This is a genomic window from Amycolatopsis viridis, assembly GCF_011758765.1.
Lineage (GTDB): Bacteria > Actinomycetota > Actinomycetes > Mycobacteriales > Pseudonocardiaceae > Amycolatopsis_E > Amycolatopsis_E viridis.
This window is the reverse complement of record NZ_JAANOU010000001.1, coordinates 4,427,215-4,450,209: the sequence shown is the minus strand read 5'-3', so window position 1 is coordinate 4,450,209 and position 22,995 is coordinate 4,427,215. Positions and strand designations below refer to the sequence as shown.

21 protein-coding genes are annotated in these 22,995 nt (G+C 73.0%); 11 read left to right on the top strand and 10 right to left on the bottom strand.

The window, feature by feature from the left end; translation table 11 throughout:
• Positions 1–11: 11 nt before the first annotated feature.
• Entirely contained in the window at positions 12–815 is an 804-nt protein-coding gene (locus FHX46_RS22020; RefSeq protein WP_167118316.1) for an alpha/beta fold hydrolase, read from the bottom strand.
• Positions 816–841: 26 nt separating this feature from the next.
• Entirely contained in the window at positions 842–2,302 is a 1,461-nt protein-coding gene (locus FHX46_RS22015) for a PucR family transcriptional regulator (protein ID WP_167118312.1), read from the bottom strand.
• Between the two features lie 99 nt (positions 2,303–2,401).
• Here FHX46_RS22015 and FHX46_RS22010 point away from each other — a divergent pair, with 99 nt between their 5' ends.
• From FHX46_RS22010 to pucD, 4 genes are read left to right on the top strand one after another with little or no spacing between them, the layout of a single operon-like run.
• The gene (locus FHX46_RS22010) at positions 2,402–3,271 is read left to right on the top strand and encodes an FAD binding domain-containing protein (protein WP_167118310.1); all 870 of its coding nucleotides are present in this window, start codon (positions 2,402–2,404) and stop codon (positions 3,269–3,271) included.
• Positions 3,262–3,717 (top strand): (2Fe-2S)-binding protein, encoded by a 456-nt coding sequence (locus tag FHX46_RS22005; RefSeq protein WP_167118307.1) that lies wholly within the window; start codon positions 3,262–3,264, stop codon positions 3,715–3,717. Before FHX46_RS22010 ends, FHX46_RS22005 begins: the two co-directional genes overlap by 10 nt.
• Positions 3,714–5,048, top strand: coding sequence for an 8-oxoguanine deaminase (locus tag FHX46_RS22000; RefSeq protein WP_167118304.1), 1,335 nt, complete (start codon positions 3,714–3,716; stop codon positions 5,046–5,048). Before FHX46_RS22005 ends, FHX46_RS22000 begins: the two co-directional genes overlap by 4 nt.
• A complete protein-coding gene (gene pucD, locus FHX46_RS21995; protein WP_167118302.1) occupies positions 5,045–7,309 on the top strand; it encodes a xanthine dehydrogenase subunit D in 2,265 nt (754 codons plus the stop codon). Before FHX46_RS22000 ends, pucD begins: the two co-directional genes overlap by 4 nt.
• Here the strand turns inward: pucD and FHX46_RS21990 are convergent.
• The 6 genes from FHX46_RS21990 to FHX46_RS21965 form a co-directional block, all read right to left on the bottom strand.
• Positions 7,302–8,294: an NADP-dependent oxidoreductase gene (locus FHX46_RS21990; protein WP_167118299.1), complete on the bottom strand. Its 993-nt coding sequence runs from the start codon at positions 8,292–8,294 to the stop codon at positions 7,302–7,304. The genes pucD and FHX46_RS21990 overlap by 8 nt on opposite strands.
• A gap of 47 nt (positions 8,295–8,341) precedes the next feature.
• Positions 8,342–8,923 (bottom strand): TetR/AcrR family transcriptional regulator, encoded by a 582-nt coding sequence (locus FHX46_RS21985; protein ID WP_167118297.1) that lies wholly within the window; start codon positions 8,921–8,923, stop codon positions 8,342–8,344.
• A gap of 272 nt (positions 8,924–9,195) precedes the next feature.
• On the bottom strand, positions 9,196–9,666 hold the full coding sequence (locus FHX46_RS21980) for a helix-turn-helix domain-containing protein (protein ID WP_167118294.1): 471 nt from the start codon (positions 9,664–9,666) through the stop codon (positions 9,196–9,198).
• Positions 9,667–9,722: 56 nt separating this feature from the next.
• Complete coding sequence (locus FHX46_RS21975; RefSeq protein WP_313886216.1) at positions 9,723–10,496, bottom strand: MBL fold metallo-hydrolase; 774 nt, start codon at positions 10,494–10,496, stop codon at positions 9,723–9,725.
• Positions 10,497–10,602: 106 nt separating this feature from the next.
• Entirely contained in the window at positions 10,603–11,151 is a 549-nt protein-coding gene (locus FHX46_RS21970; protein ID WP_167118288.1) for a CoA-binding protein, read from the bottom strand.
• Entirely contained in the window at positions 11,148–12,440 is a 1,293-nt protein-coding gene (locus FHX46_RS21965; protein WP_167118285.1) for an O-acetylhomoserine aminocarboxypropyltransferase/cysteine synthase family protein, read from the bottom strand. Before FHX46_RS21965 ends, FHX46_RS21970 begins: the two co-directional genes overlap by 4 nt.
• 109 nt (positions 12,441–12,549) lie before the next feature.
• Between FHX46_RS21965 and FHX46_RS21960 the strand changes: the two genes are divergently transcribed.
• Entirely contained in the window at positions 12,550–13,359 is an 810-nt protein-coding gene (locus tag FHX46_RS21960; protein ID WP_167118282.1) for an alpha/beta fold hydrolase, read from the top strand.
• On the opposite strand, the gene FHX46_RS21955 is transcribed toward FHX46_RS21960, so the two are convergent.
• Both FHX46_RS21955 and FHX46_RS21950 read right to left on the bottom strand, forming a co-directional pair.
• Complete coding sequence (locus tag FHX46_RS21955; RefSeq protein WP_167118279.1) at positions 13,356–13,991, bottom strand: (2Fe-2S)-binding protein; 636 nt, start codon at positions 13,989–13,991, stop codon at positions 13,356–13,358. The genes FHX46_RS21960 and FHX46_RS21955 overlap by 4 nt on opposite strands.
• Complete coding sequence (locus tag FHX46_RS21950; RefSeq protein ID WP_167118275.1) at positions 13,988–14,833, bottom strand: putative RNA methyltransferase; 846 nt, start codon at positions 14,831–14,833, stop codon at positions 13,988–13,990. The genes FHX46_RS21955 and FHX46_RS21950 overlap by 4 nt, the downstream gene beginning before the upstream one ends.
• A gap of 171 nt (positions 14,834–15,004) precedes the next feature.
• Here FHX46_RS21950 and FHX46_RS21945 point away from each other — a divergent pair, with 171 nt between their 5' ends.
• From FHX46_RS21945 to FHX46_RS21920, 6 genes are all read left to right on the top strand, one after another.
• A complete protein-coding gene (locus FHX46_RS21945; protein WP_167118272.1) occupies positions 15,005–16,393 on the top strand; it encodes an ammonium transporter in 1,389 nt (462 codons plus the stop codon).
• Positions 16,390–16,728: a P-II family nitrogen regulator gene (locus FHX46_RS21940; protein WP_167118269.1), complete on the top strand. Its 339-nt coding sequence runs from the start codon at positions 16,390–16,392 to the stop codon at positions 16,726–16,728. Before FHX46_RS21945 ends, FHX46_RS21940 begins: the two co-directional genes overlap by 4 nt.
• Before the next feature lie 10 nt (positions 16,729–16,738).
• Complete coding sequence (locus FHX46_RS21935) at positions 16,739–19,036, top strand: [protein-PII] uridylyltransferase (protein ID WP_167118266.1); 2,298 nt, start codon at positions 16,739–16,741, stop codon at positions 19,034–19,036.
• 524 nt (positions 19,037–19,560) lie between these two features.
• Complete coding sequence (gene ffh / locus FHX46_RS21930) at positions 19,561–21,081, top strand: signal recognition particle protein (protein ID WP_167098513.1); 1,521 nt, start codon at positions 19,561–19,563, stop codon at positions 21,079–21,081.
• A complete protein-coding gene (locus tag FHX46_RS21925; protein ID WP_167118263.1) occupies positions 21,082–22,146 on the top strand; it encodes an amidohydrolase family protein in 1,065 nt (354 codons plus the stop codon). It begins immediately after the preceding gene.
• Positions 22,147–22,199: 53 nt separating this feature from the next.
• Complete coding sequence (locus FHX46_RS21920) at positions 22,200–22,952, top strand: CPBP family intramembrane glutamic endopeptidase (protein ID WP_167118260.1); 753 nt, start codon at positions 22,200–22,202, stop codon at positions 22,950–22,952.
• The last annotated feature ends 43 nt before the right edge of the window (positions 22,953–22,995 follow it).

The following is a 22,995-nucleotide window of genomic DNA, read 5'->3' as shown; positions in this document are numbered from 1 at the left end:
CTCACGCCCGGTCAGGCGGGGAGGAAGTCCAGCAGGGTGGCGGTGAGGGCGGCCGGCGCGTCCTCCTGCACCAGGTGACCCGCGCCCGGCAGCAGCCGGAGCTGTGCGCCCGGGATGCGGGACGCGAGGTCCTTGCCCCGCTCGACGGGCAGCCACTCGTCCGCCTCGCCCCAGCACACCAGCACCGGCAGGTCCAGTGAACCCAGCAGGGGCTCGATCTCGTCGGTGTAGCGCTGGTCCGCCTGCGCCATCTGCCGGTAGAACGCGGCCTGGCCGTCATCGCCGAGCCACGGCTCCGCCAGCCGGTCCAGCACCTCCGCACGCAGGCCCGGCCGGGACGCCGTCGCCGTCTGGGTGCGCACGATCGCTTCGTGCAGGTGTGCCGGCAGGCGCTCGAAGACAGCGGCGTTCTCGCGCACCAGCCGGAAGAACGACGTGCCCCAGGGTGCGATCGCCACCGCGTCCACCAGCGCGAGCCGGCGGTACCGCGCGCCGTGCAGCAGGTGGGCGCGCAGCGACACCACGCCGCCGAAGTCGTGCGCCACCACCGCCGGTTCGTCCAGGCCCCAGTGCTCCAGCAGCGATGTGAAGATCTTCGCCTGCGTGCCCAGCGACACGTCCTGACCGGCCCGTTTCTCGGACTGCCCGTACCCCAGCATGTCCCAGGCGAACACTTCGTGCCGGTCTGCCAGTGCCGCCGCGACATCACGCCAGACGTACGAGGAGAACGGCGTGCCGTGCATCAGCACCACGGGCGAGCCCGCACCGGACCGTGTCCAGCGCACCGTGCCGTCCGGCGTCTCGAATCGCTCCATCGCGCGGACGTTACCAGTTGATGTGTCTAGACGGTAACTTGCAGTGCGAGGTAGACGTCCACCTGCGTGACGAAGTCGTTGAGGTCCACGCCGAGCAGCTCCGAGGCCCGGGTGATGCGGTACCGCAGGGTGTTGACGTGGACGTGCAGCGCCCGCGCCGCCGCCGTCGGCGACGAAGAGCACTCCAGGTAGACCCGCACGCTGTGCACCAGGTCCGTGCCCTGCGCCGCGTCGTAGGCGAGCAGCGGCCCGAGCACCCGCTCCCGCACCGAGCGGCGCAGCTCGTCCGGCGCACCGGCGGCCAGTAGCTGGTGCACCGCGAGGTCCTCGCCCGCCACCAGCTCGATCCGCCCACCGCGGCGGGCCGCCAGTTCGACCGCGTGCCGCGCTTCCTGCATCGCGCCGTGCAGACCGTCCACCCCCGCGGGGCCGCCGGAACCCAGGCGGAAGCCTGACCACGACATCAGCCGGTCCGCCCGGGCCAGGCCCTCGGCCGCCACGCGCATCCAGTTGCCCGGGCCCGCGATCAGGGCGCAGGCGTCCTCGCCGACCACGCCGACCACCGGCCGGGCCTCCGCGAGCAGCTCGGCCAGCACCTCCGCCGCCAGGTCCGGGCCGTCGTCGGGAGCCCGCGCGAGCAGCACCCGGATCTCGCTGTCCTCCGGCAACCCGGCGGCGGCGACGGCGTCGGTGACCGGCCCACCGTCCGCCAGCGCGTGCAGCAACGGTTCGGCCGGGCGGGCCGCCATGCGCCGCACCTGGTCCGTCCGCGCCCGGGCCAGCCGCACCAGATCGGCGAGCTCCCCGGCCAGCTCCCCCGGTTCCGGGTGGCCGACCGCCAGCAGCCACGGCACCGCGAAGCTGCCGCCGACGGGAATCAGCGCGCACCCGTCGTGGACGGTCAGGTCGCGGCCGGGCACGACGTGCTCGACCTGCCCGGCGAGGTCATCGGGTGGATCCGCCGGTCCCGCGACGACTCGTCCCGTGGCCGACAGGACCCAGCACGGCGCGCCCAGTTCGACCGCGCCCTGCCGCATCAGTGCCGGCAGCGAGATGTCCTCGGTCGCGGCGGCCAGCAAGCGCTTGCGGGCCGCGCTCGGCTCCCGGCCCCGCGCCGCGGCCAGCTCCAGCACCACCCGCTCGGTGATCACCGCGAACGACAGATCGGCCGGCACCTCCAGCAGCGGGATGCGGTGCCGCGTGCACGCCTGCACGACGTCCGGCGGGATGCCGCCGGTGTCCGCGCCGGAGGCGGCCAGCGCGGCGACTCCGGCCCGGTCGAGCGCGGCGACGAACGGTTCCGCATCGCCCGGTTCGCGCCACCACAGCAACCCGGTCAGGACGACTTCGCCCGCCGAGACGTACCGGCTCGGGTCGGGCAGCTCGGTCACGTAGATCCGGCTGACCGCGCAGCCGAGCCGCCCGGCGCCGGTGCGCAGCCGCAGCCGCAGCTCCGGGATCTCCAGCAGTGCCCGCACGGTGGTCATCAGATTTGTAGGAAAGCACAACCGGACGGCGTCCCGCCGCTGTCGGTTCGTACCGAGCCGCCGTTGCCGGTGCGCGTGTCCCGGGCGTCTACTGCTGTGATGGACTTCCTGCGACCGGCGACGCTCGCCGAGGCGCTCGCCGCGAAGGCGGAGCGCCCGGAGGCCGTGCCCCTTGCGGGCGGCACGGACGTCATGGTCGAGCTCAACTTCGACCACCGCCGCCCGGAGGCGTTGCTCGACCTGACCCGGGTCGCGGAGCTGGCCGCGTGGACCACACGCGACGGCACGGTCCGGCTGGGCGCCGGAGTTCCGTACACCCGCGTCATCACTGAACTGGGTGATGAGCTGCCCGGCCTGGCGATGGCCGCGCGGACGGTCGGCTCGCCGCAGATCCGCAACCGCGGCACGGTCGGCGGCAACCTGGGTGCGGCCTCACCCGCGGGCGACACGCACCCCGTGCTGCTGGCCACCGGTGCGCGGGTCGAGGTCGCGTCCGTGCGCGGCACCCGCATGATCCCGGCCGACGAGTTCTACGTCGGCGTGAAGAAGCACGCGCTGGCGCCGGACGAGCTGATCGTCGCCGTGCACCTGCCGGTCGCGACCGGGCCGCAGCAGTTCGCCAAGGTCGGCACGCGCAACGCGATGGTGATCGCGGTCTGCTCGTTCGCCGTCGCGCTGGACCCGCGGCGGCGCCGGGCCGGTGCCGCGATCGGGTCGGCGGGGCCGACGCCGCGCCGGGCGCACGACGCCGAGGAGTTCCTCACCGGCGAGCTGCCGTGGGACGCGCCGGCACCGCTCGGGGATCCGGTCCAGCGCCGCTTCGGCGAACTGGTCGCCGGAGCGGCGGCGCCGATCGACGACGTGCGCGGCACCGCGGAGTACCGCAGGCACGCGCTGGCGGTGCTCGCCCGCCGGACGCTCGGCTGGGCCTGGCAGGACTACCTGGGAGGGCAACGGACGTGCGCGTGAACGTGACGGTCAACGGCGAGGAGCGGCAGGCCGACGACGTGTGGGAGGGCGAGAGCCTGCTGTACGTGCTGCGCGAGCGGCTCGGCCTGCCCGGCTCGAAGAACGCGTGTGAACAGGGCGAATGCGGCTCGTGCACGGTCTACCTGGACGGCACGCCGGTGTGCGCGTGCCTGGTCGCGGCGGGGCAGGCCGAGGGCCGCGAGGTCCGCACCGTGGAGGGACTCGCCGAGGGGGACCGGCTGGACCCGGTGCAGCAGTCCTTTGTGGACGCCGGCGCGGTGCAGTGCGGCTTCTGCACGCCCGGTCTGGTGATCGCCGCGCACGACCTGCTGAACCGGGTGCCGGACCCGGGCGACGAGGAGATCCGGGAGGCGCTGGCCGGGAACCTGTGCCGCTGCACCGGGTACGAGAAGATCCTGGAGGCCGTGCGGGCGGTGAGGCGATGAGGCTGATCCTGGAGCACGCCGCCATCGCGACCGTCGATGCCGGTGGCACCGAGTACCGCGATGGGCACGTCGTGCTCGACGACGCCACCATCACCGCCGTCGGACCCGGACGGGCCGCGGCGGAGGGGCCGCGGATCGACGTCTCCGGCTGCCTGATCACGCCCGGCCTGGTCAACACCCACCACCACCTGTACCAGTGGGCCACCCGCGGGCTCGCCGCCGACGCCACGCTCTTCGAGTGGCTGGTCCAGCTGTACCCGATCTGGACGCGGCTCGACGCGGACGTCACCCACGCCGCCGCGGCCGCCGGGATGGCGCGCCTCGCGCTGACCGGCTGCACCACCGTCGCCGACCACCACTACGTCTTCCCCCGCGACGCTCCGGACCAGATCGAGGCGCTCGTTGCCGCGGCGGACCGGATCGGGGTGCGGGCGCACCTCGTGCGCGGCTCGATGGACCGCGGCGAATCCGACGGCGGCCTGCCGCCGGACAGCCTGGTCGAGACCACCGACGCCGCGTTGCTCGGCACGGAAGCGGCCATCGCGGCCCACCACGATCCGGCGCCGGATGCGCGCATCCGGATCGCGGCCGGGCCGTGCTCGCCGTTCACGGTCAGCGAGACGCTGATGCGCGAGGCCGCGGAACTCGCGCGGCGCACGGGAGTGCGGCTGCACACGCACCTCGCCGAGACCCTCGACGAGGAGGAGCAGTGCATCGCCGAGAACGGCTGCACGCCCGCGGAATACGCCGACAAACTCGGCTGGCTCGGCGACGACGTGTGGCTCGCGCACACCGTGCACCTCGACCGCGCCGCGGTCGGCCGCCTCGGCGCGACCCGCACCGGGTCGGCGCACTGCCCGACGTCCAACGGACGGCTGGGCACCGGCATCGCCCCGGTGCGCGACCTGCTCGACGCCGGTGCCCCGGTGGGGCTCGGTGCCGACGGCGCGGCCTCCAACGAGTCCGGCGGGCTCGGCGAGGAGCTGCACCAGGCGTTGCTGCAGGCGCGGCAGCGTGGTGGGCCCACCGCGTTGTCGGTGCGCGAGGCGCTGTGGATGGGCACCATGGGTGGCGCGCGGTGCCTGGGCCGGCACGGCGAACTCGGCTCGATCGAGCCCGGCAAGCTCGCCGACCTCGCGGTGTGGGACCTGACCGGCCTGCCCCACGCCGGGATCGACGATCCGGTGGCCGCGTTCGTGCTCGGTGCCACCCCGCCGCTGAAGCTGCTGCTCGTCGGCGGCCGGACGGTGGTTGCCGACGGCGAACTGCGCACCGGCGACGAGGCCGCGATCGCCCGTGACCTGGTCGCGGCGAGCAGGAGGTTGCGATGACCACGGCCGAGCGGACGACGACGACGCAGGGGATCGGCAGCAGCCCGCGCCGCCCGGACGGGGTCGTCAAGGTGCGCGGCGAGTTCGCCTACTCCTCCGACCTGTGGCACGAGGACATGGTGTGGGGCGTGACGCTGCGCAGCCCGCACCCCGCCGCGCGCATCCGCGGCATCGACATCACCGGCGCGCTCACGGTGCCGGGCGTGGAGGCGGTGCTGACGCACGAGGACGTGCCGGGCGTGAACCGGTACGGCCTGGAACACCCCGACCAGCCGGTGCTGGCCGTCGACGTGGTGCGCTACCAGGGCGAACCGGTGGCGCTCGTGGCGGCCGACCACCCGGAGACCGCGCGGCGGGCGGCTGCGCGCATCCGCGTCGACTACGAGGTGCTGGACCCGGTCACCGACGCGGAGCAGGCGGTGCGCGGCGACGGCCCGAAGGTCCATCCCAACGGCAACGTCGTGCGGCACGTGCCGATCCGCCGTGGCGACCCCTCGGCGACCGCCGAGGTGGTGGTGTCGGGCGTGTACGAGGTGGGCATGCAGGACCAGGCGTTCCTCGGGCCGGAGTCCGGACTGGCCGTCCCGGCCGAGGACGGCGGCGTCGACCTCTACGTCGCCACACAATGGCTGCACGTCGACCAGCGGCAGATCGTGGCCGCGCTCGGGCTGCCGGAGGACAAGGTGCGGCTCACACTCGGCGGGGTCGGCGGCGCGTTCGGCGGCCGCGAGGACCTGTCCATCCAGATCCACGCGTGCCTGCTCGCGCTGCACACCGGCAAGCCGGTGAAGATGGTCTACAACCGCGAGGAGTCGTTTTACGGCCACGTGCACCGGCATCCGGCGAAGCTGTACTACGAGCACGGCGCCGACCGCGACGGGAAGCTGGTCTACGTCCGGGCGCGGATCTTCCTCGACGGCGGTGCGTACGCCTCGTCCACGAGCGCGGTCGTCGCCAACGCCGCCACCCTCGGCGTCGGGCCCTACGAGGTGCACAACGTCGTGGTGGACTGCTGGGGCGCGTACACGAACAACCCGCCGTGCGGCGCGATGCGCGGTTTCGGGGCGGTGCAGGCGGCGTTCGCGTACGAGTCCCAAATGGACAAGGTGGCGGCGGCCTGCGGACTGGACCCGGTCGAGGTCCGGGTCCGCAACGCGATGAGCGAGGGTTCCCGGATGCCGACCGGGCAGATCGTGGACTCGCCCGCACCGGTCGCCGAGCTGGTGCGGCGGGTGGCCGCGAAACCGCTGCCGCCGGAGCCGTCCGGTGAGCGGGACCTGCGGACACTGCCCGGCGGCGTCTCGAACACCACGCACGGCGAGGGTGTCGTGCGTGGCGTCGGCTACGCGGTCGGCATCAAGAACATCTGCTTCTCCGAGGGCTTCGACGACTACTCGACCGCCCGCGTGCAGCTGCGCGTGGTGGGCGGCGAGGCGGCGGCCACGGTCCAGACCGCGGCGTGCGAGGTCGGTCAGGGCCTGGTGACGGTGCTGCAGCAGATCGTGCGCACCGAGCTCGGCGTGGAGCAGGTGGCGATCCTGCCCGCCGACACCTCGATCGGCAACGCGGGTTCCACGTCGGCGTCCCGGCAGACCTACGTCACCGGGGGAGCGGTGCGGGCCGCGTGCCTGGCCGTGCACGCGGCGCTGGTCAAGCGGCTCGGGGTGGGCGGGGAGGTGGACCTGGTCGGCGGGAAGGTCGTGTCCACGCGGGACGGTGTGGTCGCCGACCTGGTGGACGTCCTCGGCGACGACGTGATCGACGAGACCGTGGAGTGGCGGCACCGGCCGACCGACGTGCTCGACCCGGAGACCGGTGCGGGGAACGCGCACGTGCAGTACGGGTTCGCCGCGCACCGGGCGGTCGTGGACGTGGACACCGAACTGGGCCTGGTCAAGGTCGTCGCGCTCGACTGCGCCCAGGACGTCGGCCGCGCGCTGAACCCGCAGGCCGTGCTGGGCCAGATCCAGGGCGGCTCGGCGCAGGGGCTCGGGCTGGCGGTGATGGAGGAGATCCAGACGCACGAGGGGAAGATCCGCAACCCGTCGTTCACCGACTACCTGATCCCCACCGTCCTCGACATGCCGCCGATGGACGTCGACGTGCTGGAGCTGGCCGACCCGAACGCGCCGTACGGCCTCCGCGGCGTCGGCGAGCCGCCGACCATCTCCTCCACCCCGGCGATCGTGGCGGCCATCCGCGCCGCGACCGGCAAGGAACTGCCGCGGGTGCCGGTGCGCCCGGAGCACATCGTCAGCTGACGCGCACCAGGACCCGGCCGGTGTACCGGCCGGCCAGGAGATCGGCGAACGCCTGCGGTGCCCGGTCGAGGCCGTCGACGACCGTTTCCCGATAGCGGATCTTCCCCGCGCGCAGCCACTCCCCGAAGACGGGGGTGAACTCGGCGGCGCGGTCCAGGTGCTCGTTGACGGTGAACCCGCGCAGGGTGAGCCGTTTCGCGATGGCCTGCAGCAGGTTCGACGGTCCCGGTGGCACCTCGTCGCTGCCCTGCCGGGACATCGCACCGCACAGGACGACCCGGCCGTGCGGGTTCATCACCTCGAGCGCGGCCTCGAGGTGCGGACCGCCCACGTTGTCGAAATACACGTCGACACCGCCCCGTGCGGCGGCGAGGAGCTGCTCGGCGAGCCGACCGTCGTGGTAGTCGAACGCCGCGTCGAACCCGAGTTCGCCGACGAGGTACCGCACCTTCGCCGCGCTGCCCGCGCTTCCGATGACGCGCCCGGCGCCGAGCAGCCGGGCCATCTGACCGGCGAGGCTGCCCACCGTGCCCGCCGCGCTGGAGACGAACACCGTGTCGCCGGGCCGCATCCGGCCGATTTCGGTGAGCCCGACGTAGCTGGTGAGCCCGCCCGCGAGGTGGGCGGTGAGCGAGGGCAGGGCATCCGGATCGACCCGGGTGAGCCCGCCGGTCCCGGCCAGCGAGTACTCGCGCCAGCCGAGCACGTGGGTGACCGTGTCCCCGGGTCGGAAATCCGGTGAGCCCGAGGCGAACACCTCGCCGATCGTGTGCGCCCGCAATCCGTCCACGTCGAACCCGGGTACGCCCGCGCTCAGGGCTTCCATCGCGAGGCGGGCCCCGGGTTCGAGTACGAAGAACCGGTTCCGCACGACGACCTCACCGGGACCCGGTTCCGGCACGGTCACCTCGGCGACCTCGAAGTTCGCCGGCTTCGGCAGGCCGTCCAGCGGGGTGACCAGCCGGACTTCGCGTCCACGTACCATCAGGCAACCTTTCTTGAGCAATCGATCCATAATCTGAGCGGGAGGAATCAGCCGAGGCACCGCAGGGCGGTCTCCACGGTCGCGGACAGGCTCGCCCGATCCGAGCCCAGCAGCGCCATCACGCGGAGTCCCTGCAGCGTGGTGACGAGGAAGTGCGCGGCCGCGGCTGCATCCAGGTCCTGCGGGAGTTCACCGCGACGCCGGCCATCCGTGAGGATCTCGGCGAAGGCGGCCTCCACCGCCCGGGACGCGTCGCGGAGCATGCGGTCGAGTTCCGGGTTGGCTCCCGCGCGCTCGGTCGCGGCGCGCAGGAGGAGGCAGCCCGGCCCCCAGTGCGCCGGATCGCTGCCGGTGAACGCCAGCTGCAGCAGCCCGCGCACCACCGTCCGCGCAGACCGCTTCGAAGCGAGCGCCTGCTGCGTCGTGTGGGCGAGGTGCTCGCAGTGGCGCCGCAACGCGGCCAGGTACAGCCCCTCCTTGTTGTGGAACGCCGCGTAGAGCGAACCCGGCCCGATGCCGATGGCGCCGGTCAGATCCCGGGTGGACGCTCCTTCGTAGCCCTTCTCGCGGAACACCTCCATCGCGCGTTCGAGCGCGGCGTCGGTGTCGAACTCACGCGTGCGGGCCATGTGATCAGTAAACACTATCTGGATCGGTCGCTCAACAATTTTCGTGCGGACGCGACCACGGCCTCACCGGCGACCGCCAGGCGGCGCGCGTCGTACCGTGACAGGCCGAACCCCGTGCACGCCCGGGTACCGGTTTCGATCCACGCGCCGTATCCGAGAACCAGCCGGAGGTGCTCACGAACCTGCTGGGGGAATTCGTTCCGGTCGCGAGCCGGAGCCGGGGTTGGGCACCACCGCCGCGCGGCGGCTCGCGTGCCCGGCTCGCCTGCGGATCAGGGCTCCCGGTTGAGGTAGTTGTAGACCGTGAAGCGGGTGACGCCGAGCGCCTCGGCCACCGTGGGCGCGGCGCGCCGGAGCGCGAAGGCGCCCCGTTCCTCCAGCAGGCGCACGGCGCGTTGCTTGCCGGCCCGGTCCAGATCGGCCAGGCGCGCCCCGAGCTCCCGCTCGACCTCGATGATGAGCCGGTCCAGCGAGGTGGGTGCGCCGCCGGCCGGTTCGCGTGCGGCGGCCGGGGTGGACAGCTGCAGGGTGAGGCGGTCCGCACCGCCGGTCAGCGCGGCCCTGGCGATCGCCGGGAGCGCCTCGATCAGGGTGTCCGCCTCGCCGCGGACGGTGGTGCCGAGCGGGCCGAAGTCCACGGCCAGGCCGGCCGCCTCGGCGGCCTCGCGGGCGCGGACGGCGTGCTCGGGTGGTTCGCCCTCGCCGCGGAACGGCTCGGTGGTGAAATCGGCTTCCAGTTGCACGTCGGCACCGTAACCGCCCGTCCGCGGAAACCGGAAGCAGGCGGACGTGCCCCGGGTCAGGCGATCACCACGCTCTCACCCGGCTCCAGCACGTGCAGCCGGTCACTCAACCCGGCGCCCGCGAACGCCTTGCGCACCTCGTCGGGACCCTCGCTGAAGTGCGCCCACCCGCGCGTGTGCACGGGCACGATGGCGCGCGCCCGCAGGATGTGCGCGGCCTCCGCGGCGTCCTCGCTGGTCAGGGTGAGGGGAGCGCCGTCGAAGAGGGACGTCCGGGCCGCGCCGGCGAACAGCACCGCGAGGTCCAGCTTGCGCAGCCGCCGGGAGATGTCGCGCACCACGTCGAGCGAGGCGTTGTCGCCGCTCACGTACACCGTCGGCAGGTCCTGGCCGGTCAGCACGAACCCGGTGACCTCACCGGTGACCTCCTCGCTGCCCTTCGGCCCGTGCAGAGCGGGCACGGCGGTCACCGCGACCCGCCCGATGTGCAGCTGGTGCCACGGCGCCAGTCCCTGCGCGGTCCCGCCCAGCCGCCGCGCACCGGCGGGGGTGGTCAGCGTGAGCAGGGATTCCGCGACGTACTGCCGCCCGGCCGGGTCGAGGTTGTCGGCGTGCTGGTCGTGGGACAGCAGCACCGTGTCGACCGGCCCGATCTGCGCCGCGGTCAGCGCGGGGTCCTCGGTCTTGGTCAGCGGCCGCCCCGGCGTCGTCTCGTGCACGCCAGCGGGGCTGAACGTCGGATCGACCAGGAACCGCTTGCCGCCCAGCTCCAGCAGCACCGTCGGACCGCCGACGAACGTCACCTTCACACCGTCTGCCATGACCAGCACAACCCACCTTCGCCCGGCGAACTTCCCGTCACACCACCGAGTCTGACACGCGCGGCCGTCCCAGGCGGACCATCTCCGGCGGAAAAACGCCGTCCGGCGGGCAGATTCACGGCCGCAGGCGCCGCCGCGAGCTGATCACCCCGGTGTTGAACCCGGCCAGGTGCAGGCCACCCGCGAACCGCGCGTGCTCGATCTTCACACACCGGTTCATCACCACGTCCAGCCCGGCGCCGGTGGCCCGCTGCGCCACCGGTTCGTGCCACAGTCCCAGCTGGAGCCACAGCGTCCGGGCTCCCGCCCGGATGGCCTCCTCGGCCACACCGGGCAGGTCGGCGTGCTTGCGGAACACGCTGACCAGGTCCAGCTCGCCCGGAACGTCGGCCAGTGCCGGGTACACCGGCCTCCCCAGCAGCGACAACAGCCGCGGGTTGACGAAGTTCACCTGGTAGTCGGTGGAGGACAGCAGGTAGGTGGCGACGAAGTAGCTCGGCCGCGCCGGGTTGTCCGACGCGCCGACGATCGTGACCGACTTCGTGCGGGACAGCAGCGCGAGCCGCTCCCGCGCCGACGGCGCTGTCCAGGACAGCGGCGATGCCGACCGGACGGCTCCGGCGGGCACGGTGTTCTCGGTGGTCTCCGTGGTCTCCGTGCTCATGCGGCTTTCACCGCCGCGGTGAGCGCCTGGTCGATGTCCCACAGGATGTCCTCGGCGTCCTCCAGGCCGATCGACAGCCGGATCAGGTCCGGCCCCACCCCGCCGGCCGTCAGCTGCTCGTCGGAGAGCTGCTGGTGGGTGGTGGAGGCGGGGTGGATGACCAGGCTCCGCGCGTCGCCGACGTTGGCCAGGTGCGACAACAGTTCCACCGACTCGACGAACTTCTCCCCGGCCGCGCGGCCGCCCCGCACCCCGAACGAGAACACCGCACCCGGGCCGAGCGGCAGGTACTTCTTCGCCAGGTCGTGGTGCCGGTGACCGGGCAGCCCCGCGTAGCTCACCCACGCCACCCGGTCGTCGGCGTCGAGGAACTCGGCGACGGCCCGGGCGTTCGCCAGGTGGGCGTCCATCCGCTGCGGCAGCGTTTCCACGCCCTGGAGCAGCAGGAATGCCGAATGCGGCGAGAGCGCCGCGCCGATGTCGCGCAGCTGCTCGGCCCGCAGCCGCGTGCAGAACGCGTACTCGCCGAAGTTCTCCCAGTACTTCAGGCCGCCGTAGCTGGGCACGACCTCGGTCATCCGCGGGAACTTGCCGTTGCCCCAGTCGAACTTCCCGGACTCCACGACGATGCCGCCGAGCGTGGTGCCGTGCCCGCCGAGGAACTTCGTCGCCGAGTGCAGCACGATGTCGGCGCCGTGCTCGATCGGGCGGCACAGGTACGGGGTCGCCAGGGTCGCGTCCACGACCAGCGGGATGCCGTGGCTGTGCGCGAGGTCGGCGAGCCCGGCCAGATCCGCGATGTCACCACTCGGGTTGCCGATCACCTCGGTGAAGATCAGCCGGGTGCGCCCGGTGATCGCGGCGGCGTAGTCGTCGAGGTCGTCCCCGGCGACGAAAGTCGTTTCCACGCCGAACCGGCCGAGCGTGCCGGAGAGCTGGGTGACCGTGCCGCCGTAGAGCCCGCCGGCGGCGACGATGTGGTCGCCGGCCTCGGCCAGCGCCGCGAACGTGAGGAACTCGGCGGCCTGGCCGCTGCCGGTGGCCACGCCGCCGATGCCGCCCTCCAGGCTGGCGATGCGTTCCTCGAACGCCGCCACGGTCGGGTTGCCGATCCGGCTGTAGATGTTGCCGTACTTCTGCAACGCGAACAGGTTCGCCGCGTCGGCGGCATCCTCGAAGACGAAACTGGTGGTCTGGTAGATCGGCACCGCACGCGCCCCGGTGACCGGATCGGGCGTCCCACCGGCGTGCAGGGCACGCGTGCGGAAGCCCCAGCTGCGCTCACTCACCGGGCCGACGCTACCTGCCCGCCCGCGGACCGGGCCAGCTCTCCCGAGGCGCGGACGGTGCGGCATCCGGGTGCAGGTGGAACCGGCGGGCGCCGCGTACCGTGACCGCATGATCGACGAGGATCGCGGCGTGCCGACCGCGCTCGGCACCCTCCGGGTGCACCTGCGGGGTTCCGGGGACCCGATCGTGATGTGGCCGAGCCTGCTCATGGACCACACGCTGTGGCAGGCGCAGGTCGAGCACCTGTCGGACCGGTTCACCACGGTGGCCGTGGACCCGCCGGGCCACGGCGCGAGCAGCGCCCTGCGCAGGACCTTCACGCTCGACGAGTGCGCCGGTGCGGTCATCGACCTGCTGGACGCGCTCGGGTTCGGCCGGACGCACTTCCTCGGCAACTCGTGGGGCGCGATGGTCGGTGCCACGTTCGCCGCGCGTCATCCCGATCGGGTGCTCACCAGCACCCTGATGAACGGCACCGCGTCGGCGGCCCCACGGCGGCAGAAGGCCGAGTTCGCCGCGCTCCTCGCGATGGCGAAGCTCCTGCGCGGCATCCGTCCGCCGCTCACCCGGTCCGTCGGCAAGGCGTTCCTCGGGCCCACCTCACTGCGCACGCGCCCGGACGTGGTGGCCCGCGTGATCGAGCTGGCGCGGCGCAACGACGTGCGGTCCCTGACGTTCGCGGTCACCAGCGTGGTCTCCCGGCGGCCCGACCAGCGGGCGTTGCTCGCCTCGGTCCGCACCCCGGTACTGGTCATCGGCGGCCGCGAGGACGCGACCTTCCCGCCGCGGGAACTCGAGGAGGTGGCCGCCGCCATTCCCGGTGCCGAACTGGTCTTTCTCGAGGACGCGGCCCACCTCGCGGCCCTCGAGGTGCCGGACGCGGTCAACAAGCTGCTCGACGGCTTCCTGACCCGTTAACCGAACGTCATCCGCAACCGCTGCGCCCGTTCCGCGGGTGTCTGCCGGGGGCAGCTGACGCACTTGCCCGCCCCGCCGGTGCGGTAGATCAGGCAGCACGACGCCCGCCGCACCACCGGTGTCCCGCCGACGTCCACGAACCGCGGCCGCGGCAGGTGGTCGCCCACCGCGGCGACCACCTGGCCGGCCAGCGCCACCCCGCGCGCGGCATCACCGGAGGTCTTCGCGGCCCACACCAGGACGTTCGCGATCGCATCGGTCGCGATCGCGCACAGCGCGCGGGTTCCGGCGCCGCTGGCCTCCGCCACGGCGGCGATCCCGGTGTCCAGCGCGCCGCCCAGTGCCTTGCCGATTTCGTCCACATCGGACCCGAGTGGCCGCGACGAGCGGGCGTCGAGCACCCGGCCGTCCGGCACCACCTCCAGTGTCACCGCGTCCAGCGCCGGGTCCATCGCCCGGCCGGTCGCGACCAGCGGGTCGAGCGCGGGCGTCACCAGCATCGCCGATACCGAGTACCACCAGACCGTGCCGGTCACGACCGGGCCGCCGTCGCCGTAGAGGGCCGCGGTGCGGCGCAGCTGCTCGGCCAGCCAGTCCGGGTCGGTGATCGCCGTCGCGGGCACGGCCGTCATGTTTTCCTCCGGTACACCGACAGCGAGAACGCGAGGGTCACCTCGGCCGGTTCGGTCACGTCCGCGAGCGCCGTGAGCCGCTCCGGGTGGTGCCCGGTCGGGCCCATCCGCACCGCGTCCCGGATCTCCTGCGGTTTCAGCGTCACCCGCTCCCGCAGTCCCTCCCGGGAGGCCAGTGCGAAGTGCGCCGACAACGCCGCGTCGAGGCGTTCTTCCTTCCGCTCGTCCACATCCAGGACCGGCGCCAGCGACGCGAGTTCGGCCAGGTGCCCCCGTTCCGGCGAGACCACGAGCAGCGTCCCGTCCGGCCGTAGCACCCGGTGGAACTCCGGGCCGTTGCGCGGCGCGAACACGTTCAGCACCACCGCGGCCGCCCCGGACGCCACCGGCCACGGCTCCCACAGGTTCCACACCGCGGCTCCCAGCCGCGGGTGGGCCTTCGCCGCCCGGCGCAGCGCGAGCGCCGACACGTCGAGCGCCAGCCCGGTCGCCTCCGGCAGCCTGTCGAGCACCCCGGCGAGGTAGTACCCGGTGCCCGCACCGGCGTCCACGACCAGCCCGTCACCGGCCGCCTCCGCGGTGATCCCGGCGATCAGGTCGCGCAGCCGGGCGTAGTGCCCGGCGCCCAGGAACGCCATCCGGGCGGCGACCATTTCCGCGGTGTCCGCCGTGCCCGCCGGGACACCGGCGTGCAGGAGGTTGACGTACCCCTGCTTGGCGAGGTCGAACGAGTGCCGCGACGGACAGCGGAGCGCGCGGCCGTCGAGCGTGCAGGGCCGGCCGCACAGCGGGCACCGCAACGCCGCGAGGACGGCGTCCGGCAGCGGTGCGGGCCTCGTCATACCCTCATCTCATCACATCCGCGACCGGCGGCCGCCCGGCGTCCCGGCGGCGCGAAACGTGCTCGTAACACGAGCGGCCCCACAGTTCACCCGCGGGAAACGCCGGGTGCGGCCCGGTGAAACACGGGACTCCAAAACTCGCCGTCACCACCTCGGGTACGGGAGGACGATGTGCTGAACGCGGGAGACACCGCATGGGTGCTGGCCAGCGCCGCGCTGGTCATGCTCATGACACCAGGTCTGGCGTTCTTCTACGGCGGCATGGTCCGCGTGAAGAGCGTGCTGAACATGTTGATGATGAACTTCATCTGCCTGGCGATCGTCGCCGTGCTGTGGACGCTCTACGGGTTCACGATGGCGTTCGGCAACGATTCGTTCGGCGGCCTGCTGGGCAGCTTCGACCACGCGGGACTGGCCGGTACGTGGGGCAAGCTGGTCGGCTTCGCCACCGCCGCGACGGACACCTCACCCGCGGTCGCCTGGCCGGGCGGCGACGCGATCCCGATGCTCGTGTTCGTCATGTTCCAGCTGATGTTCGCCATCATCACCCCGGCGCTGATCTCCGGTGCGATCGCCGACCGCGCGAAGTTCTGGGGCTGGGCGCTGTTCGTCGTCGTCTGGGTGACGATCGTGTACTTCCCGGTCGCCCACTGGGTGTTCTCGTTCAACGGCTTCCTCGGTCCGGACGCGGCCGGCGGGTGGATCGCCAACAAGCTCAAGGCGCTCGACTTCGCCGGTGGCACCGCGGTGCACATCAACGCCGGTGCCGCCGGCCTGGCGCTCGCGATCGTGCTCGGCAAGCGCCGCGGCTGGCCGCGCGACACCGGCCGCCCGCACAACGTGCCGTTCGTCCTGCTCGGTGCCGGGCTGCTGTGGTTCGGCTGGTACGGCTTCAACGCCGGGTCCGCGCTGAGCGCCGGCGACCTCGCCGGTGTCGCGTTCACCAACACCACCGTCGCCACCGGCGCCGCGGTGCTCGGCTGGCTGCTCGTCGAGCAGCTGCGGTTCGGCAAGCCGACCACCCTCGGGGCCGCCTCCGGCGCGGTCGCCGGTCTCGTCGCGATCACCCCGGCCTGCGGTTTCGTGACCCCGCTCGGCGCCATCGCGCTCGGTGTCGTGGCCGGTGCGCTCTGCGCGCTGGCGGTGAGCCTCAAGTACCGGCTCGGGCTGGACGATTCACTCGACGTGGTCGGCGTGCACCTCGTCGGTGGTCTCGTCGGCACTCTGCTGATCGGGTTCTTCGCCACCACCAGCGTGAACCCCCTCGGCGCGGACGGGCTGTTCTACGGCGGCGGCTGGAGCCAGCTCGGCAAGCAGGCCGCGGCGGCCTTCGCGGTCCTCGGCTACTCGTTCGTCCTGACGCTGATCATCGGCGGGATCATCAAGGTGGCCGGCGGTTTCCGGGTGAGCAAGGAGGACGAGGCCAGCGGCATCGACGAGGCGCAGCACGCGGAGAGCGCGTACGACTTCGCCGGTGGCGGAATCGGCGGCCACAGTGGATCGAACCCCGCTTCGCTCCCGTCGAAGGACAGGGCGGCCCTGGAAGGAAGCAAGGCATGAAGCTGATCACCGCGATCGTCAAGCCGTTCACCCTGGACGACATCCGCGCCGCGCTGGAGCAGCTCGGTTCGCTCGGCATGACCGTCAGCGAGGTCCAGGGTTACGGCCGCCAGAAGGGGCACACCGAGGTCTACCGCGGTGCCGAATACGCCGTGGACTTCGTGGCCAAGCTGCGGGTCGAGGTGCTCACCGACGACGCCAACGTGGAGAAGGTGATCGACGCGATCGTCAACGCCGCGCACACCGGCAAGATCGGTGACGGGAAGGTCTGGGTGACCCCGGTGGAGACCGTGGTCCGGGTCCGTACCGGCGAACGCGGTACGGACGCGATCTAGGACGAACCGGATGGCCGGGGGCGAGCTCGCCGAGGCGGTGAACCGGTTGCTGGCAGGCCGGGTGGGCGCGTCCGCGCTGCGTGCCGCGCTGGTCGACCTGTACGAGTTCCGGCTCGGCAAGGCCGCCGCGGCGGCGGGCGTGGGCGCCGGACCGGGTGTCGCGCTGGTCGCCGTGGGCGGCCTCGGCCGGCGCGAGCTCGTGCCGTTCTCGGACCTGGACCTGGTCCTGGTGCACGACCAGCACCCGGACATCGCCACCATCGCGGACGCGCTGTGGTACCCGCTGTGGGACGCGCGCATCGGCCTGGACCACTCGGTCCGCACGCCGGGGGAGGCGCTCCAGGTCGCTTCCGCGGACCTGCGCACCGCGATGGGGCTGCTCGACGCCCGGCACCTCGCCGGGGACGCCGAGCTCACCGGCCGGCTCGCCGCGGCCGCGCGCGACCAGTGGCGGCGAACCGCGCGCACCCGCCTACCGGAACTGGCGGAGTCGACCCGGCGGCGCTGGGAGCGCAGCGGGGAGATCGCCCAGTCCGCCGAGCCCGACCTCAAGTACGGCCGGGGCGGTCTGCGCGACCTCGGAGTGCTGCGGGCGCTGGCCGCCGCCCAGCTCACCGACCGTCCGGGGGAGGAACTGCGCCAGGCCCGGGAACTGCTGCTGGACGTGCGCACCGAGTTGCGGCGTGAACTGCGGCGGGACCGGGACGTGCTGTCCGGTGTGGACGCCGGACCGGTGGCCGCCGAGCTCGGGTTCGGCGACCGGTTCGCGCTCGCGCGCAAGCTGTCCGGTGCCGGCCGGGCGGTCGGCTATGCCGTCGACGTGGCGTTGCGCGCCACCGCCGAACCCCCGCGCGGCCGCTTCGGGCGGCGGCCGAGCCGGACCCCGCTGGACGACGGCGTCGTGCTGCACGGCAACGAGGTGGCTCTGGCCCGGGATGCGGTGCCGGCCAAGGACCCCGCGCTGCTGCTGCGGGTCGCGGCCGCTGCCGCCCGCACCCGCGCGCCGATCTCGCACGGCACCCTCCGCACCCTTGCCGAGTCGGCCCCGGAACTGCGCACGCCGTGGCCGCCGGCAGCGCGTGACTCGCTCACCGAACTGCTCGGTGCGGGGGAGGGCCTGCTCGACGCGGTGGAAGCGCTGGACCGCACCGGCTTGTGGGCCCGGCTGTTCCCGGAATGGGGCGCTGTGCGGGACCTGCCCCCGCGTGAGCCGGTGCACTCGTGGACGGTCGACCGGCACCTGGTGCGGACCGCGGTCGAGGCCGCGAAGCTCACCACCACGGTGTCCCGGCCTGACCTGCTGCTGCTGGCCGCGTTGCTGCACGACATCGGCAAGGGCCGCGACGCCGACCACTCCGAGCTGGGCGCCGCGATCTCCGCCGAGGTCGCCCGGCGAATCGGCCTGTCCGGTCCGGACGTCGCGCTCGTCTCGGGCGCGGTGCGGCACCACCTGCTGCTGGCGCATACCGCGACCCGGCGCGACATCGAGGAACCGGGCACGATCGCGCGGGTGGCCGCGACCGTCGGCAACGACGTGGTCCTGCTGGAGCTGCTGCAGGCGCTGACGCAGGCCGACTCGCTCGCCACCGGCCCGGGCATGTGGACCGACTGGAAGGCCGGCCTGGTCGCGGGCCTGGTCCACCGGTGCCGCCAGGTCGTGCAGGGCCACGGGTTCCGGCCGCCGGAGCCGCTGGACGCCCGCCGGCGCGAGCTGGTCGCGGCCGCCGTCGCGTCCGGCCGCGGCGAGGTGCTGATCACCTCCGACGGCAAGGTGGTGACCGTCGTGGTCGCCGCGCCGGCACACACGGACCTGCTGGCGCCCGCGGCCGGGGTCCTCGCGCTGCACTCGCTGGAAGTGCACACCGCGGTGCTGCGCGGCCACGACGGCGGACGGGCCGGCATCTTCACCGCGTCGCCGAAGTTCGGATCGCCGCCCGATCCGGCGTTGCTGCGTGAACAGCTCGCGCGGGCCGTTTCCGGCGCGCTCCCGCTGGAGGCGAAGATCGCCGCGAAGGAACGGGACTACCGGTCCGCCCACGTGGCGGCCGCGCCGAAGGTGCTGTGGTTCGACGAGGAGACCGGCGGATCGAGCACGGTCGTGCTCGAACTGCGGGCCACGGACCGGATCGGGCTGCTCTACCGGGTCGCCGGGGCGCTGCGGTCCTGCGACGCCGAGGTGAAGTGGGCCAAGGTCGCCACGCTCGGCGCCGCGGTCGTGGACTCCTTCGCCGTCTCGCCGCGCACCGGCCGGCTGGACCCGGGGTGGCGGCAGCGGGTCGAACGGGCGGTGCTTGCCGCGGCGGCGTGATCACCCGTTCGACGCTGTTGAACAATGTTCTACTCGCGCTAGCGTGGCTGGATGCGAACGGTCGCGGACCGCGGCGCGGAATTTTTCCCGGGAACCGCGTCATGCCCTCGGTGGAGACGGGTCACACCACCGCGCGGCGAGCACGGCCGGCCGGACCCCTGAGTAGATCTACCTAGCGCCACTTGGGGGTTCTCACGCTGCCCTGCCGCCCCCGGAACCGGCAGTCTGAGGACGTCGCACCACGGACGGCCGATGGTTCTCGCTGGTACTGGGGGTGGGCGAGCACCGGAGACCGGCGGCGCGGCGTCTGCCGGTGGGCCGGCGAGGGGGCGGGCCACCGGGGTAGGAAGGAGTGCGGGTGACCCGTCGAGGGGGCGGGCCACCCGCACTTCGTTCCCCGCGACGCGGCGGGCCCACTCGGCCGTGGCCGAGCGCGGCGGGCCTGACAGGCCACCCGCACCCAGCGGCTACCCTGGAGAGACGCCGCAGGCGGACAACCACGACCAGCTGGAGCGTGCACACCCGTGTTCGACACCCTCTCCGACCGGCTCACCTCGGTCCTGCAGAACCTGCGGGGCAAGGGGAAGCTGACCGACGCCGACATCGACGCCACCGCGCGCGAGATCCGCATCGCGCTGCTGGAGGCCGACGTCGCGCTGCCCGTCGTCCGGGAGTTCATCGCGCACGTCAAGGAGCGCGCGAAGGGCGCCGAGGTCTCCGAGGCCCTCAACCCGGCGCAGCAGGTCATCAAGATCGTCAACGAGGAGCTCATCGGCATCCTCGGTGGCGAGACCCGCCGTCTGAGCCTGGCGAAGAACCCGCCGACCGTGATCATGCTCGCCGGTCTGCAGGGTTCCGGTAAGACGACGCTGGCCGGCAAGCTCGCGCTGTTCCTCAAGAAGCAGGGGCACGCGCCGCTGCTGGTCGCCTGTGACCTGCAGCGCCCCAACGCCGTCACCCAGCTGCAGGTGGTCGGTGAGCGCGCCGGCGTGCCGACCTTCGCGCCCGAGCCCGGTAACGGCGTCGGCGACCCGGTCGACGTGGCCCGCCGCGGCGTCGAGGAGGCCAGGCACGCGCAGCACGACATCGTCATCGTCGACACCGCCGGACGGCTGGGTGTCGACGAGGAGCTGATGAAGCAGGCCGCCGACATCCGGGACGCGGTCGAACCCGACGAGGTCCTGTTCGTCGTCGACGCGATGATCGGTCAGGACGCGGTCACCACGGCCGAGGCGTTCCGCGACGGTGTCGGCTTCACCGGTGTGGTCCTCACCAAGCTCGACGGCGACGCCCGCGGTGGTGCGGCGCTGTCCGTGCGCCAGGTCACCGGCCAGCCGATCCTGTTCGCCTCCAACGGTGAGAAGCTCGAGGACTTCGACACCTTCCACCCGGACCGGATGGCGAGCCGGATCCTCGGCATGGGCGACCTGCTCACCCTGATCGAGCAGGCCGAGCAGGCGTTCGACCAGGAGCAGGCCGAGAAGGCCGCGGCGAAGCTGGGCACCGGTCAGCTCACGCTGGAGGACTTCCTGGAGCAGATGCTCGCGGTCCGCAAGATGGGCCCGATCGGCAACCTGCTGGGCATGCTGCCCGGCGCGGGGCAGATGAAGGAGCAGCTCGCCCAGGTCGACGACAAGCACCTGGACCGGCTGCAGGCGATCATCCGCGGCATGACCCCGGCCGAGCGGGCCGATCCGAAGATCATCAACGGTTCGCGGCGCCAGCGCATCGCGGTCGGCTCCGGTGTCACCGTGCGCGAGGTCAACGACCTGGTCAACCGGTTCTTCGAAGCCCGCAAGATGATGCAGCAGATGGCCGGCCGCTTCGGCTTCGGCGGCGGCAGCGCCACCAAGCGCAAGAAGGGCAAGAAGGGGAAGAAGGGCAAGGGCCCCACCCAGCCGAAGGTGCGTGGCGGGTTCCCCGGCGGCATGCCGATGCTCCCGCCCGCCGGTGGCGGCATGCCCGACCTGTCCCAGCTGGGCGGCGGCATGAACGACGTCCCGGGCTTCGACCCGGCCAAGTTCAAGCTGCCGAAGAACAAGTAGATGCACCTGCGCGCGGTGGTGCTGCCGGACGGCGTGCGGCGCGATGTCTGGATCAGCGACGGCACGATCACGTTCACGCCCGTCGAGGGCGCGGCGACGCTCGTCCAGGACGGGTTCCTGGTGCCGGGACTGGTCGACGCGCACTGCCACCCGGCGATCGGGCCGGACGGGCCGACCGGCCTCGACGGCGCGGCGGCCAACGCGCTCGCCGACCGGGACGCCGGCACGCTGCTGATCCGCGACTGCGGCCAGCCGATCGACACCCGGCCGTTGCAGGCACGCCACGACCTGCCGCGGATCATCCGGTCCGGGCGGCACCTCGCGCTGCCCAAGCGCTACATCCCGGGCCTGGGCCTCGACCTCGCGCACCCGGACGAGCTGCCCGCCGCGGTCGCCGAGCAGGCGGCCGACGGCGACGGCTGGGTCAAGCTGGTCGGTGACTGGATCGACCGCTCGGTGGGTGATCTGGCTCCGTTGTGGCCGGACGACGTCCTCACCGAGGCGATCAAGGTCGCCCACGAAGCCGGTGCCCGCGTCACGGCGCACGTGTTCGGCGAGGACGCGCTGCCCGGGCTGATCGGCGCCGGCATCGACTGCCTGGAGCACGGCACCGGCCTGGACCCCGCGCTGCTGGCCGAGATGGCGCGCCGCGGCACGGCGCTGGTGCCGACATTGATCAACATCGAGAACTTCCCGGGTATCGCCGACCAGGCCGGCAAGTACCCGCGGTACGCGGCGCACATGCGCGCCCTGCACGCCCGGGTCGGCGAGCTGGTCGGCAACGCGCTCGACGCGGGCGTTCCGGTGTACGCGGGCAGCGATGCCGGCGGCATGATCGCGCACGGCCGCCTGGTGGACGAGCTGACGGCGCTGCGGCGCGCCGGGATGACCGCGGAGCAGGCGCTGGCTGCGGGCTCCTGGGCAGCACGGGACTGGCTCGGTCACCCGGGCATCGCCGAGGGCGCGCCCGCCGATTTCCTGGTCCTGGACCACGATCCCCGCGAGGACCTGTCCGCGCTCCGGTCACCGCGGCACATCGTCCTGCGTGGTGCACTCATCCGCTGAGCGCTCACGGCCCGGGGTCGAACGATCGCGCCCAGCCACCTAGCCTGAAGTCCATGAGCGGGTCGAGGTTGAGCCAGGACGTCGGGGAGGATGTGCGCAGCCGGCTGGTTCTGGGCGCGCACTGGGGATTTCTCGCGTTCTTCGCCGGTCTCGGTGCGTACCACCTCGTCACGGTCGTGATGACCGTGATGCGGTCCGGGCACGCCAGCGTGGACCCGCTGGAACTGCTCGACGTCGGACCGGTCCTGCTGCTGGCGTTCGTGCCCAGCCTGCTGCTCGGCCTCGCGCCGCTGGTCGCCTCGAAACGGTGGGGCAGTGGGCCGCACGCCGACTTCGGGTGGCTGCCGACCCTGCGCGACGTGAAGGTGGGCCTGGCCTGCGGCGTGCTCGCGCTGCTGGCCGGTTACCTGGTGAACTTGGTGCTGCTCGGCGTCTACGGCACCGACCGGGTCTCCGACAGCCCGCTCACCGACCTCGCCGAGAGCGGCGGCAGCGACGAACTGGTGTGGCTGGCCCTGGCCGCCGTCGTGGTGGTGATCGCCACGCCGATGGCCGAGGAACTGCTGGTGCGGGGATCGCTGTGGGGGGCGCTCGAGCACCACCGCCTGCCGCAATGGGTGATCGTGGTGCTCACCGCGGTCGTCTTCGCCTACCTGCACGGCGAACCGACCCGGACGCTGGCGCTGCTCGTCCAGGGGCTCGCGATCGGCGTGGCCCGGTGGCGGACCGGCCGGGTGGGGGCGAGTTTCGTCGCGCACGCGGCGAACAACCTGGTGCCGGCGTTGCTGCTGTTCACCGGGTCCTGAGTGCGCCGACCATGGCGACTAGGCTCGGGAGGTGCTGGGCGAG

Bases quoted from the DNA above. Each gene is read 5' to 3' on its own strand.
- FHX46_RS22020 (WP_167118316.1), bottom strand. From the start codon at position 815: ATGGAGCGATTCGAGACGCCGGACGGCACGGTGCGCTGGACACGGTCC.
- FHX46_RS22015 (WP_167118312.1), bottom strand. From the start codon at position 2,302: ATGACCACCGTGCGGGCACTGCTGGAGATCCCGGAGCTGCGGCTGCGG.
- FHX46_RS22010 (WP_167118310.1), top strand. From the start codon at position 2,402: ATGGACTTCCTGCGACCGGCGACGCTCGCCGAGGCGCTCGCCGCGAAG.
- FHX46_RS22000 (WP_167118304.1), top strand. From the start codon at position 3,714: ATGAGGCTGATCCTGGAGCACGCCGCCATCGCGACCGTCGATGCCGGT.
- pucD (WP_167118302.1), top strand. From the start codon at position 5,045: ATGACCACGGCCGAGCGGACGACGACGACGCAGGGGATCGGCAGCAGC.
- FHX46_RS21990 (WP_167118299.1), bottom strand. From the start codon at position 8,294: ATGGTACGTGGACGCGAAGTCCGGCTGGTCACCCCGCTGGACGGCCTG.
- FHX46_RS21985 (WP_167118297.1), bottom strand. From the start codon at position 8,923: ATGGCCCGCACGCGTGAGTTCGACACCGACGCCGCGCTCGAACGCGCG.
- FHX46_RS21970 (WP_167118288.1), bottom strand. From the start codon at position 11,151: ATGAGCACGGAGACCACGGAGACCACCGAGAACACCGTGCCCGCCGGA.
- FHX46_RS21960 (WP_167118282.1), top strand. From the start codon at position 12,550: ATGATCGACGAGGATCGCGGCGTGCCGACCGCGCTCGGCACCCTCCGG.
- FHX46_RS21955 (WP_167118279.1), bottom strand. From the start codon at position 13,991: ATGACGGCCGTGCCCGCGACGGCGATCACCGACCCGGACTGGCTGGCC.
- FHX46_RS21950 (WP_167118275.1), bottom strand. From the start codon at position 14,833: ATGACGAGGCCCGCACCGCTGCCGGACGCCGTCCTCGCGGCGTTGCGG.
- FHX46_RS21940 (WP_167118269.1), top strand. From the start codon at position 16,390: ATGAAGCTGATCACCGCGATCGTCAAGCCGTTCACCCTGGACGACATC.
- FHX46_RS21935 (WP_167118266.1), top strand. From the start codon at position 16,739: ATGGCCGGGGGCGAGCTCGCCGAGGCGGTGAACCGGTTGCTGGCAGGC.
- FHX46_RS21925 (WP_167118263.1), top strand. From the start codon at position 21,082: ATGCACCTGCGCGCGGTGGTGCTGCCGGACGGCGTGCGGCGCGATGTC.
- FHX46_RS21920 (WP_167118260.1), top strand. From the start codon at position 22,200: ATGAGCGGGTCGAGGTTGAGCCAGGACGTCGGGGAGGATGTGCGCAGC.